The organism is Adhaeribacter aquaticus DSM 16391 (assembly GCF_000473365.1).
GTDB classification, from domain to species: Bacteria; Bacteroidota; Bacteroidia; order Cytophagales; family Hymenobacteraceae; genus Adhaeribacter; species Adhaeribacter aquaticus.
Genome location: NZ_KI421517.1, coordinates 725,000 through 737,814, shown reverse-complemented (window position 1 = coordinate 737,814; position 12,815 = coordinate 725,000). Strand labels below are relative to the sequence as shown.

The following is a 12,815-nucleotide window of genomic DNA, read 5'->3' as shown; positions in this document are numbered from 1 at the left end:
TATTAATGGGAAGTAAATAATTGCAGAAACTCCTGGCAAAGCTTTTGCCGGGAGAACTGCTGCTCTGCTAATTGCCGGGCGTTTTGCTGAGCCCGCCGTAATAGATCTGCATCATGCAAGTAAGGAGTTAGCTTTTGGATAAATTCTTCCGGGTTATTCGGATCAGCATAAAAACCACACTTATTTTGGGTAACTAAAGTCTGCAGCCACCCTTTTGTATTTACAAGAGTCAGTTTGCCCGCTGCCAATGATTCGAAAAACTTATTAGGACTATTGGTTTGCAAAATTGGGTGCACATCAAAGGAAGTATAGGTAGCATGGCAAAGAGCTAGATACTGCCGCACCTGCTCGCGATTAAGTGATCCGGTCCAGGTAATATTACTTATTCCTAATTTATAGGTTTCTTCTCTTAATTTAGAAGTTTCGGCTCCGGTACCTCCAATTATAAATTTTACCTGATTTAGGTGTTGTTCCTGAACGGATTTAGCAATGTTAAGTAAAAAATCTAACCGGTTGGCCCGACCAATTGTGCCAAAGTAACCAATATAAAATAAGTCGTGGTTAGGGGAATAAACCGGATAAGTTGGCCGATGATAATCTACATCGGCCATATTAGGAATAACTGGTATGGCCCAGGTAGGTTTATTACGGGTAATGCCTGCTGCTATTCCCGGTGATAAAGCAATAACTTTTTCGGCTTGCTTATAAATAGTTTGTTCCAGTTTATACAGCAGCCCCTGGGCCCATTTGCTTTTAATATATCCTAACTGAATAGGAGCCTCGGGCCAAAGATCACGTACTTCAAAATAGAAAGGGATATTTTTTAATTTTTTTAGTACCAGCGCAATTAAACCAACCGTTAGTGGGGTAGAGGTGGCATAACATACATCGATATGCTTCCGTTTTAATGCTACCAACGTGGCACGTACCATAAAAGAGGCAAAAGAAGCTAAGCGCTGACCAGGATGAAAGGAGTTGTCATAGGCTATTGGTAAATAATGAACAAGTACACCAGCTACCTCCTCCTGTTTATAAACCGTTCCATTATAAGCAGTAATAAGCTCAACCTCATGCCCGGCGGCTACTAGGGCCTTAGCTAAAAAATAAGAACGTAACGCACCTCCTTCTGCTGGTTTTTTAAAGTATTGATGAATGTAAAGAATGCGCATTAGCCAAAGTTATACTGAAGCCATTTAGCCAATACAATCAAGGCCCAGATCTCGGTACTAAAATCATGGCGGCCACGTAAATGCCTTTGAATTAACTCCTGCGTGTTAGCAAAGTCCAGGTATTCAAAAATCAAGGATTGCGAATTCTGAAGCTCCTCTAATAAATGATGATTGTGCTTTTGCCTGAGCCAGATACCCAGGGGCATGCCAAAACCTTCTTTTGAACGCTTTAAAAATGCGCGCCCATGGTGTTTTGCTAAGGTTTCTTTCAGCATCCATTTTTGGCCGTGTTTAAGTAGCCAATCGGTATTTAAGCCTGATAAGAACAGTTGTAAATGATTTTCCAGGTAGGGGGTTCTCACTTCTAAACTATGTAGCATAGAGGCCTGATCGGTAATGGCCAAAATATCAGAAATTAAATATTGATGCTGATCGTGCTGTAATGCCCAATGTAACCAATCCCGGTCTTTGATTTTGTTTTTATCTGGTTCTTTAGTGCTGCCGGCAGTAGTTAATAAGAGTTGTTGTAACTCTTTTTCCATAGCCGTAAAGTTTAAAAAAGTTTGGCGCGGGCTTTTATTTAACTTATAAGCTAGCTTTCTGTAAAGTAAAAGTTTTTTACGCAGTGGATGGCTAAAGCCGGTGGGTAGTATCCCGGCGATGGGTTTAACCAGGGTTTTAAACACAGAAGCTTTAACCGGACTGTTCAGGTATTCATAAAATGCCCGATGCCGGTTATAACCAGCAAATAATTCATCGGCACCAGCGCCCGAAAGCGCTACTTTTATGTATGGCTTAACCTGTTGTGCCAGGTAGCTGGTAAGCAGGGCTGCACTATCAGCAATAGGCTGATCCAGGTGTTGAATAAAAGCATTGGTTTCGGTCAGCAGAGAGTCCTCAATTTCAAAAGGAGTATAAGCAGCATTATATTGTTTAGCTGCCAGTTGGGCAAAACTATTATCCCTGGAGCCGAAAGACTTTGCCGTATTTTTTTGGGTTATGGTAAATACCGGGAATTGCTTATGTCCCAGGTCGTGCAACAATGCCAATAACAACGTGGAATCTATTCCGCCGCTTAAGAACAAGCCTACTGGTACATCAGAGACTAAATGTTTTTGTAAGCTTTCTTTCAATAATACTTCTACGTGCTGAACCAGTCTCTCTGGATTTTCCTGCCGGTGTTTGGAAGGCGGGGTTTTAAAATAAGTATATAATCCGCTCTTTCCTTGTTCGTATATAAAATAAGTGCCTTCTTTTAATTCTTTTACTTTTTTATAAAATGTTTGGGGCTTAGCGGCGTGTTTGTATAACAGATATTGCTCTAACTGATTTTCGTTTAATTCTTTAGCTATTAATCCGCTTTGATGAATAGCTTTGATTTCTGAGGATACAATCAGGAAATTTTCTGTTTCCGCAAAATAAAGGGGTTTAATACCGAACCGGTCGCGGGCCAGAAAAAGCTGTTCCTTTTGGGAATCATAAAACGCCAAAGCAAACATGCCGTTAAGGTGCCCTAGTGCCCGGGGGCCCTCTTGTATCAGCAATTGTAAAACAACTTCCGTATCTGATTCTGTTCTGAACTCGTAGCCCCGCCGCTGTATGGCTATTCTGAGTTCCTGGTAATTATATATTTCGCCGTTATAAAGCAATGTATACCGGCCATCATCTGATCGGAAGGGACCATTTGCTCCATCCGATAAGTCTATAATTTTAAGCCTGTTCTGCCCGAAGAATACCTGACCGCTTTTATAAGGAGCAGTATGCACAGCTGTCGCATCAGGTCCGCGATGAACGGTAGCTGCCGTCATTTTACTGATAGCTTCAGTTGGAATATTTCCTGTCTTATCCAGGATTAGATTAATGCCGCACACTAAGTGTTTATCAAAATTTATTTAAAATTAAACCTGCCAGATTGCCTTATTTGTGATTTGTCGGATATAAAGTAAAAATACTGTCCGGAATACATAAGGTCCTGGCGGAAAATTACGGTGTATGCGGGATTATTGATAGGTATTTTTTTAATTATTTTTCCTGTCAGGTCATTAATGGTCAGCAAATGACCCGATTTTGCCTGGAGATGCTCAATAATAATATAGTTTTCAGCTGGATTTGGATAAGGATTTTTTAACTCAATTTTTTTATCATTACTAACATTTGTGGTGGTATTAGGTTTTATAACTATAGTAATATCAGTACTGGTATATTGGGAATGAAAGCCATTAGTTGATAAACCCGAAAAAGAAATTCTATAAGGATGATCTACTTTTAGGCCATCAAGTGGCGTAAAAGTGAAAGTGCCTGATTGGGTTTTCCCCTCAGAGGAGGTTTTAAAAGTAGCGTTGTTTTCTCTGATTAACTCACTAAAAACATCTAAAGATACTTGGGTAGCATTAGGATCCGATACCTGAACGTTGATAGTTATAGGCTGATTTAATAAGGCACTAATGGTATGGTTATTAGCTAAGGGTTGATCAGAGGCATCTGTAACTTTAAAACTAAGCTTAAGATTATTTTCCAGGTACCCTAGCAAAGAAGTAAAATCTACTAGGGTCCGACTAATAAGTTCTTTTTTACGGTATTCCGCTATTTGTAAAGCGAAATTATAAACACCCGGAGCAGGAACATTTTCTAATATAAAGGCGCCGGTTTTAGCATTTATGGAAACGAAATTAGGTATAGTATAACTAGCAATAACGGTGCCTACAGGGTATGGCTGAAAAACCAAATCTTCTAACGCCGGAACCAATTGGTATGCTATACTATCGCCATCCGTATCTTGTGCAGCCAGGTTAAAAGTTAATTTTTGATTAGTATTTATTTCTGGTAACCAAAAAGGTGGCGCAGCTACTAAAGTGGGCGTACTATTATTAGCTAAAATAGGATCTATTTTTATTTGATTTGAGATATAAAAACTATGCTTGTGCGCTTCCAGAATATTAAAAATACCTAAGTCGCGGTTCGCCCACCGAAACCCAATAGTATAAGTACCTGGTGAGGCATAAGTATGTTCGAGCTTGTAGATGCTTATAAAATAATTTTCATCTAAAGAAGATCTGCGAAATCTTGGTTCTGTTGATTTGGTGCCATCTCCCCAATATAGGGTAGCCTCTACATTGTCGGGATTGGTTAGGGTTTTGGGTTGGTAGGTGGTTAAAGTTGCGGTTATTTTATAGGGATTATTCGGGTCTCTTACACAGGAAATATAGCCATTCATGGATTGGCCTTGGACTAAGTTTATTAGCAGGATAAATAGGAGGCACAAAGAAAGCTTGAAGAAATAAGTAGAAGATGTTTTCATAAGCTTCACCTTTAATTTTTGATACCACTAACCTATAGATGAAACGGTTTATATTACTTTTTGGGTATATTTAGCTTCTAATAAATTTAAAATATTACTTTATTAGTTTTCAGCAAAATATATACCAATGGCCAGCCACGTTTATAAGAGTTGTTATAGTTTGTTTTCCGGGTCGTCTGGTAAATTAGGATAATGTTTCTGGTAAAAATCGCAGAAGAAGGTAAGTGGGCACTCTTCGCATTTGGGGCGACGGGCAACGCAAATATAACGGCCATGTAAAATAAGCCAATGATGGGCTTTAGGTACCAAGTCTTCCGGAATGTTTTTCATTAGCTGGTTTTCTACCTCCCGGGCCGTATGCGCATTTTTGGTGGCCAGGCCTATTCTTTTTGAAACCCTAAAAACGTGCGTATCTACGGCCATAGCCGGCTGATTGTAAATTACAGAGGCAATTACATTGGCCGTTTTACGTCCAACACCCGGTAGCTTTTGTAAGTCTTCTACCGTATCGGGTACTTCGCTATTAAAATCCTCTACTAATTTTTTCCCTAACCCGGCTAAGTGCTTGGCTTTGTTGTTGGGGTAGGAAATGCTTTTTATAAAAGGGAAAATTTCTTCTGGCGTGGCCGTGGCTAAATGTTCCGGGGTAGGATATTGTTCCAATAAAGCGGGGGTAACCATGTTTACCCGCTTATCGGTGCACTGCGCACTTAACACCACTGCCACAATTAATTCATAGGCATTGGTATAGGCCAACTCGGTTTTGGGCTCCGGAAAATTCGAAGTAAAATATTCTATTAAATGCTTAAAGCGTTCTTGTTTGCGCATAAAAAAAGTTTGCAGCTATTCTAGCTGCAAACTTAAGTTTCTGGAGTAATTTAAAATAGCATTTACTGTTTTTTTGCCGGGACCTTTTTCAACCGCCTCCAGGGTGGCTTTGGCAATTAGCAATTCGGCACAGGCTTCAGCTAACTGGTGGTCTCGTAACAAGGCCGCCTCTAGTTGTGCTTTTAAATTTTCATCTAATTCGTTGTACACATACTGAAGTAGTTCATTTTGAGTAAAGATTTTGATCATAAGCTATATCTGGGTTAGTCATTTTCTTTCTCAAATTAATGAGTGCATACCGCATTCTACCCAATGCAGTATTAATGCTAACACCTGTTGCCTCGGCAATTTCCTGAAAGCTCATGTCGGCATAGTGCCGCATAATCAGCACTTCTTTCTGGGCTTCCGGTAGCTGTTGTATCAGCTCGCGGAGACGGTCATGTGTTTCCTCTTTAATTTGCAGTGTCTCTATCGACTCTTCTGAAAACGACAGGTGATTAAAGATATTGCTTCCGTCTTCCAGATTTATCATCGGACTGCGCTTTTCTTTACGGAAATAGTCTATTGCCAGATTATGCGCAATACGGCATATCCAGGAAGAGAACTTACCTTCTTCGTTATACCGGCCGCTTTTCATGGTATGGATAGCTTTAATAAAAGTATCCTGTACCAAGTCTTCGGCCGTGTCTGTGTCTTTTACTATTAATAAAATAGTTGTATAGACTTTGTTTTTATGGCGGTTAAGTAAAAGTTCAAAAGCGTTTTCGTTACCTGCAATATAAAGCGATACTAAAGCGGAATCGCTAAGCTGGATTATATTCATTTCTAAAGCTACATAAGGATTAATGTAAAGCTTTTATCATGCAGTACGATTTAGGGGTTGATGGATATTATTATTGTTGTTTATCAAATATATATAAGTATTTTTTAAATTGCAATGCACCTCAAAAAATAATTTATCCGATATTAAAATATTTTTAAAAAGAACTCCTTTTTAAGATTAAAGACCAAATATTTTTTAAAGGGTTGCACTGCAAATAAAATATTTTTCATTTAAAGCAAAAAAGGTGCCCGTAAATTAACGGACACCTTTTTTGCTTTAAATTTTATAAAAAATTATTGTTTTTTTAAAGTTTCATCAATTTCCTTTAATTCCTGACTTAACTTTTTAATCTGCTCATCTATTTGGGCTGCTTCAGTACTCTTTTGTTGAGCTGCTTTATCTTTAAGGCGGTTAAGCACAGCCGCTCTTTGTTTTACTAAATTGTTCCGCTCATTAATAATTTCTGACCTTCTGTTAAATAAGACATCTACATCCAGACCGGCAGCAGAACTGGAGCCATCAGCATTGCGTCCTATAGCGGCGCCTTTATCCGTTGTAATTATTTCTGCATCTGTATTACCTAGTGTTTTTTGCGAATGTTGCTGTATGGATTCGTAAGTCATCATATCATAATTCAGCATTACAATGTTGCCATTTAAATTTACTGCATAGTCTTCCTGTAACTTTTGTGGTTTTTTCCCCGGCAGGGTTACCAGCCCCGTTTTAGTTATTTTTGTTCCATTTTTTAAAGTTACATCGTTTGTAAGGGGGCTAATTTCCTTGTTCTTAATCTGAATCATTGTTCCGTTATGCATGGCATAACCATCTTTCATTGATTCAGGTTTTAAACTTGCTGCTTCTGTTTGTGCCTGGACAGTGCTTATAGTAAAACAGAGCAGGCTACCAGCTAAAAATGATAAAATTGTTTTCATAGTTAATTTAAAGATTAAGTACTTGTAAGTAAATTATGCCAGCCCAAATCAAGAAGTCAATAACTATATTTTACTAAATGGGTTAAATACAAACCTAAATTATCTATACGTAAAATATGATAAAGAATTTAGAATAGTATAAAGTCTGAAGTAAGAGCAGCAGGTTTAAAAGCAACAAGAGTAGAACAGGTAGTTACCACTTAATAGAAATGAAAGAGCTGTAAAATTATTTTACAGCTCTTTCATTTCTTCGGGCTTCGTAAAAAGGCTTATAGTTAATCCGGTTAAACCAACTGCCAGAACTGTATTGCGGGCGCGGTTATTTTTATGGAAGCCTAATAACCAGGGAGCACCAATGGCAAATAAGTTAGCTGCTATGTCCAGGGCAATATGCGTTTTAAAAGGCATTTTCCGAACTACACCCCATTCTGCCCGAGTAAACAAGCTATATAACAGGGCGCCGCTACCTAGCAGGTAGCACAAATTAGAGGCAGTTCTTTCTTCTGAAAAACCTAATAGCTTAGGGGCAACTGGTACCAGCGAAGCATAAGAATAATCGGCAACACCATGTGCAGATCGGCTAATTGGCTGATTCATCTTCTTGTAGTTTTTGTTAAAAGTATTTTTTCTGGTTATTATAAAATACGGCTGTATTAATACGGAAGTTGAGCCTTTAGGAAAACAAATTAAGAGGCCTGAGGTATAATTACCTCATAATAAAATTCTAGTTGTAACGAGGGGGAACTATGAAAAAAATATTATATGGCATTATGATAGGATGGGTTGGTTTTGCCTGTACCCAAGGTAAATCGCAGGAGGGGGGGGGCAATAGTAAACCTGGATCAGCTCCGGGAGTTATTTTTGGAGCAATCACTGTAAAAGAAAAAGAAAAAACCTTACCGGATTCAGGCACAACCGTTTATGCAGTTTCTACTAAACAGGTTAATTCCAGTGCCTCAACCGATGATTTGTTTAAAAACGTTTTCTTTGAGGCAATAGCAGATGCAAACGGAAACTATATGTTTACTAGCTTGCCGCCTGATACGTATACTATTGTTTTTAAATCTGCCAATGCTCCTAAAAAGTTAATCTACTACAAGCCCAGGTACACACCCATTTTAAGCCCAATAGTAAATGATAAATCGGCAGATAACAGAGCCGGAAAGGATGCAAAGCAAACAAGATTAGATGATTTATTTGGTACGCAACAAGTCCATGTAAAACCAGATATAAAACTAGAGCCCGGTGGCAAGCAGGTAGTGGCGCAGGAATTTATTAAATGAAATTAAAAAGCATGAACTTAAAAGTTTGTGCTTTTTAATTTCATTTAATCTTGGAACATATAGTACCATTAAGTTCTTATTGCTGCTTTATTAATTTAACTACCGGCGGGTAGCAGTTATTTTATAGGTAGTATTGCCTTGTGGCAGGCGAATTTCTCCCTGGCCATTTAAAGAGTTACCTATAATGGTTCCGGTAAGGGTAAAGGGAATGGGGCCAACGCCTGTTTGGATGCGGCCATCGTAAGTAAAATTCTGGCCATTTAATTCAGCCCGCCCAATTTCTGTATCGGCGTCAATATCCAATTCTATTACAGTAATATGACCGGTATAGCCGGAGGTACTTGCGCCGTTGCGCCGTATGTGCAGTGCTCCACTTAAAGGTTGAACATCTTGATCACCTGTCATTTTATAATCCCAATTGCCCTCTAAATCAGCCCGTGGGGTGGTAGTGGCCGCCGGTGTGCCATTGGCAGGTGCGGCAGCGCCTGTATAACCTACAACATGCTGATGGGTGCAACTACTTGTAAAAAGTATAAGGTTGGTGGTTACTAATGTTATAAGGGTAATAATTTTCATGCTATGTTATTCAAATATTAGAGCAGTAACGGTGCATACGATTTAATAACTTCTTTGATGTAAATTACAGTATACAAAGAATAAATTTCTATTAGTGATTTTTGATACTCCTACTTTTTAGGGAAAAGAAAAAATTAATTAATTAATTCACGTAAACTTTTAATCCATTATTCTGTAAAAAGAGATAAAAATTACCAACATGACCTTGCCCGAGGTAGATATTACACAAGAAAACGATTGTTTATTAATTACTTACAAGCCTGCCTTATCCCTGCTTCATTTGTATTGGAAGCAGCGCCGTTCACCCGAGGAATTTAAGCAAGGGTTAGAAATTGCGCTAAATATGGTAATGCTTTATAACCCTCTCTGCTGGTTAAATGATATTACCCAGGTAGGATATGGCAAAGCCGCCGATGCCAACTGGATTATTAATTATTTTCTGGCTAATCTGGTACAAAACGGCATCCGGAAGTTTATAGGGGTAGTACCCAACGATAATGCTTCTAAATTGCTTTCTTATAACATGGTGCACCTGCTTAAGAACAAGTTTCCTAAGATGAGTGACCTAGAAATGGTTGTTTTTGTAGATGCCGGAGAGGCTATGCATTGGGTAGAAGAAGTGCAGGTGAAATTATAGCCCATCTGATAGGATATCCCCTTTTTATCTTTAATATTTAAAGAATAGTATTAACAGATAAAGTATGGAATCCGGTTTAACTCAAAAGTCTTTTTTATATCTGTGGGGTTTTCTTTTAATTACCCTGCAAGGCTTTAGCCAGGGTAACGATATAAATTATGATGAAGCTAAGGTGGGCTCCTATCGCCTGCCTGATCCTTTAAAATTAGCTAATGGGGATAAGGTAACTACGGTAAGTGAGTGGGAAACACAGAGACGGCCCGAAATTCTGAATTTGTTTAAGCAGGAAGTTTACGGACAGTTGCCGGGTAAACCTACGGAACTGCATTTTCAGGTAACCGAAATAGATAAAACAGCTCTGAACGGATTAGCTACCCGCAAACAAGTTACGGTTTATTTTACCAAAGACACTACTGGCCCCAGCATGGAGGTGCTATTGTATTTACCAAATAACCCCAAAGGACCAGTTCCCGCTTTTGCCGGCCTTAATTTCTATGGCAATCATTGTATCAGCACCGACCCTAGCATCAAGCTATCTGAAAGATGGATGATAAATAATGAATCGAAGGGAGTAATAAATAACAGGGCTACCGAAGCGGCCAGGGGGATGCAGGCAAGCCGGTGGCCGGTAGAAGAGTTAATGCAGCAAGGCTTTGCGTTAGCTACTGTTTATTACGGCGACTTGGAACCTGATCATGCGGCGGGTTGGCAAACAGGTATCCGTACTACTATGGCTCAGGAGTTAGGTCTACCAAAAGAGAATTGGAGTGCTATTGGGGCTTGGGCCTGGGGACTAAGCCGACTCATGGATTTTTTAGTAACTGAACCAGCTATTAACTCTAGGCAAATTGTGCTTACCGGGCATTCCCGAATAGGAAAAGCTGCTTTATGGGCAGGTGCCAATGATACCCGTTATGCCCTTGTGGTTGCTAATGATTCCGGAGAAGGAGGGGCTGCCTTATCGCGCCGAAATTTTGGAGAAACAATTACCCGCTTAAATAATAATTTCCCACATTGGTTTAGCCCAAGTTACGCCCGGTACAATAATAATCCGAACAAATTGCCTGTTGACCAGCACCTGTTGTTAAGCTTAGTAGCTCCCCGGCCTCTCTATATAAGTAGTGCGGTAGAAGATCGGTGGTCCGACCCCAAAGGAGAGTTTTTAGGAGCCTTACATGCCGGGCCGGTTTACCAATTGTATGCTAAGAAAGGTATAACTGTGCAGCAAATGCCTCCTTTAGAACAACCTGTAGGAGAAACCATCGGCTATCATATCCGGAAAGGTAAGCATGATATTACCTTTTACGATTGGCAGCAACACATAGCTTTTGCTAAAAAGCATTTCCTGAAGCCAATAAAGTAAATACATTTCTTTATTGGCAGCATACCTTATCTAAATTAACAGCGGTAATTGACTGCGTTACCCTTTATACCTTCCCCAGTTTTACCCGTATCTTAAATCAGCCTCGGAGTCTTCAGTGAAAAATTTTATGGATACACAAGCACCAGTTACTATTCAGGAGTTAGAACAAAAGTTGCAGGAAGCTCAAAAGCAGCTGGCAGAAAGAAATCTGCAGTTAGATCTTTTATCAAAAATTGGCGCCTCTATTTCCTCCGAATTAGAACTGGATAAAATAGTGCAGGCAGTAACAGATGCGGCAACTAAAATCAGTAAGGCACAGTTTGGAGCCTTTTTCTATAATAATATTAATGAGCACGGCGAAGTGTACCAGCTCTATACCTTATCGGGTGTGCCGCGCGAAGCTTTCTCTAAATTTCCTATGCCACGTAAAACCGAGGTATTTGGCCACACCTTTGATGGCATTGGGGTTGTTCGGTCGGCAGATATTACCAAGGACCCGCGTTATGGAAGAAATAAACCATATGCCGGTATGCCAGCGGGGCATTTGCCTGTAAGAAGCTATTTGGCCGTGCCTGTTTTTTCAAAAGATGGGAGTGTTATTGGAGGTCTTTTTTTCGGACATTCGGACGCTGATGTTTTCAATGAATATGCCGAACAACTAGTGGTAGGTATTGCTGCCCAGGCAGCTGTAGCCATAGATAATGCCCGTTTATATAAAGCGGTACAAAATGCGGAACATCGGGTGCGGTTGGTTTTAGAATCGTTACCTCAAATAACCTGGACCGCAAAACCAAGTGGTGAAATTACCTACTATAACCAAAGTTGGTATAACTATACAGGAGTTGAGAGAGGAAATTTAGATTTAGCTAATTATAAAAAAGTTGTTCATCCGGACGAGGTGGGAACTGCCAGTAAAATGTGGGAAAGTAGCATCAGGCATAAAAAGGTTTATAGAAGGGAAGGCAGACTTTTAAGAGGAGTAGATAAAACGTACAGATGGCACCTGACGCAAGCTAAACCTGTATTTAACGATAATAATGAACTGGAACTTTGGGTAGGAACTAGTATTGATATTGATGATTATAAGAAAGCGCAGGAAAGCTTATTACAAAAGAATGAAGAGCTGGTAAAAATTAATGAGGACCTGGATAATTTTGTTTACCGGGCTTCACATGATTTAAAAAGTCCGGTGATTAATATTCTGCAATTAGTAGAAGAATTAAAGCCCTTGCTTAAACCCGAATCGCCGGATGCAAAAGATATATCTTTTTATTTAGATAAATCACTGCACCAACTTTATGTTACCATCGAGGATTTAAGCCAGGTAGCAAGAGCCCAACGTTATGTAGAAGAAGAGCTGGTAAAAATAAACCTGGAAGAGGTGCTGGGAGAAGTTAAATTAAGTTTATTTGATTTAATTGAAAGAAACAACGCCCAAGTACAAGCTTATTTTGCAGAGTTGCCGGAGTTAATTTATTCTCGTACCAACTTAAAAAGTATTCTTCAGAATTTAATAAGTAATGCCGTTAAGTACCGGAGCCCGGACAGGGTGCCAGAGGTAATTGTTACTGGGTCAGATGCTGGAAACTATTACATGATTTCTGTAGCCGATAATGGAATTGGATTTGATGTGCAAAAGAACCAAAACAAGTTATTTAAAATGTTTTCCCGCCTGCATGATCATACTCAGGGTTCTGGTATCGGGCTTTACATTGTAAACAGGTTAGTTAAGAATACGGGCGGATATATAGAAGTAGAAAGTGCGGTAAATAATGGTTCTGTTTTTAAAATTTTCCTAAAAAAGCCTGCGCTTAATGTAGTTGTATAATAATGTAAAACAAAACGCCAGCCAATTCTGAATTGGCTGGCGTTTGTTATGTACGCTTTACTTTTATCTTATTTGGGG

Annotated in this window: 13 protein-coding genes; 4 read left to right on the top strand and 9 right to left on the bottom strand. The window is 39.4% G+C overall.

Features of this window, described 5'->3' with window-relative positions; genetic code table 11:
• Positions 1-2 precede the first annotated feature (2 nt).
• The 8 genes from ADHAQ_RS0105265 to ADHAQ_RS24570 all read right to left on the bottom strand — a co-directional run bounded on the left by ADHAQ_RS0105265 (position 3) and on the right by ADHAQ_RS24570 (position 7,647).
• Positions 3-1,169 carry a glycosyltransferase family 4 protein gene (locus ADHAQ_RS0105265; RefSeq protein ID WP_026462053.1) on the bottom strand — a complete coding sequence of 389 codons (1,167 nt, stop codon included), beginning with the start codon at positions 1,167-1,169 and terminating at the stop codon, positions 3-5.
• Positions 1,169-3,040: an asparagine synthase (glutamine-hydrolyzing) gene (asnB, locus tag ADHAQ_RS0105260; RefSeq protein WP_026462052.1), complete on the bottom strand. Its 1,872-nt coding sequence runs from the start codon at positions 3,038-3,040 to the stop codon at positions 1,169-1,171. The genes ADHAQ_RS0105265 and asnB overlap by 1 nt, the downstream gene beginning before the upstream one ends.
• A gap of 17 nt (positions 3,041-3,057) precedes the next feature.
• Positions 3,058-4,467: a T9SS type A sorting domain-containing protein gene (locus ADHAQ_RS0105255; RefSeq protein ID WP_084523739.1), complete on the bottom strand. Its 1,410-nt coding sequence runs from the start codon at positions 4,465-4,467 to the stop codon at positions 3,058-3,060.
• A 153-nt stretch (positions 4,468-4,620) separates the two neighbouring features.
• Positions 4,621-5,295, bottom strand: a complete 675-nt coding sequence (gene nth, locus ADHAQ_RS0105250; RefSeq protein ID WP_026462050.1) for an endonuclease III — start codon at positions 5,293-5,295, stop codon at positions 4,621-4,623.
• Between the two features lie 15 nt (positions 5,296-5,310).
• Positions 5,311-5,544, bottom strand: a complete 234-nt coding sequence (locus tag ADHAQ_RS0105245) for a hypothetical protein (protein WP_026462049.1) — start codon at positions 5,542-5,544, stop codon at positions 5,311-5,313.
• A complete protein-coding gene (locus ADHAQ_RS0105240) occupies positions 5,519-6,118 on the bottom strand; it encodes an RNA polymerase sigma factor (protein ID WP_026462048.1) in 600 nt (199 codons plus the stop codon). Before ADHAQ_RS0105240 ends, ADHAQ_RS0105245 begins: the two co-directional genes overlap by 26 nt.
• Before the next feature lie 293 nt (positions 6,119-6,411).
• A complete protein-coding gene (locus ADHAQ_RS0105235) occupies positions 6,412-7,050 on the bottom strand; it encodes a DUF6799 domain-containing protein (protein WP_026462047.1) in 639 nt (212 codons plus the stop codon).
• 231 nt (positions 7,051-7,281) lie between these two features.
• Positions 7,282-7,647: an SPW repeat domain-containing protein gene (locus tag ADHAQ_RS24570; RefSeq protein ID WP_051359722.1), complete on the bottom strand. Its 366-nt coding sequence runs from the start codon at positions 7,645-7,647 to the stop codon at positions 7,282-7,284.
• A gap of 149 nt (positions 7,648-7,796) precedes the next feature.
• Between ADHAQ_RS24570 and ADHAQ_RS0105225 the strand changes: the two genes are divergently transcribed.
• A complete protein-coding gene (locus tag ADHAQ_RS0105225; protein ID WP_026462046.1) occupies positions 7,797-8,333 on the top strand; it encodes a peptidase associated/transthyretin-like domain-containing protein in 537 nt (178 codons plus the stop codon).
• 99 nt (positions 8,334-8,432) lie between these two features.
• Here the strand turns inward: ADHAQ_RS0105225 and ADHAQ_RS0105220 are convergent, their stop codons facing one another.
• Positions 8,433-8,909 carry a hypothetical protein gene (locus ADHAQ_RS0105220; RefSeq protein WP_026462045.1) on the bottom strand — a complete coding sequence of 159 codons (477 nt, stop codon included), beginning with the start codon at positions 8,907-8,909 and terminating at the stop codon, positions 8,433-8,435.
• 199 nt (positions 8,910-9,108) lie between these two features.
• Here ADHAQ_RS0105220 and ADHAQ_RS0105215 point away from each other — a divergent pair, with 199 nt between their 5' ends.
• The 3 genes from ADHAQ_RS0105215 (at position 9,109) to ADHAQ_RS0105205 (ending at position 12,737) form a co-directional block, all read left to right on the top strand.
• On the top strand, positions 9,109-9,546 hold the full coding sequence (locus ADHAQ_RS0105215) for a hypothetical protein (RefSeq protein WP_026462044.1): 438 nt from the start codon (positions 9,109-9,111) through the stop codon (positions 9,544-9,546).
• A 64-nt stretch (positions 9,547-9,610) separates the two neighbouring features.
• On the top strand, positions 9,611-10,909 hold the full coding sequence (locus ADHAQ_RS0105210; protein ID WP_026462043.1) for a glucuronyl esterase domain-containing protein: 1,299 nt from the start codon (positions 9,611-9,613) through the stop codon (positions 10,907-10,909).
• A 127-nt stretch (positions 10,910-11,036) separates the two neighbouring features.
• Complete coding sequence (locus ADHAQ_RS0105205; RefSeq protein ID WP_026462042.1) at positions 11,037-12,737, top strand: ATP-binding protein; 1,701 nt, start codon at positions 11,037-11,039, stop codon at positions 12,735-12,737.
• Positions 12,738-12,815: the final 78 nt, after the last annotated feature.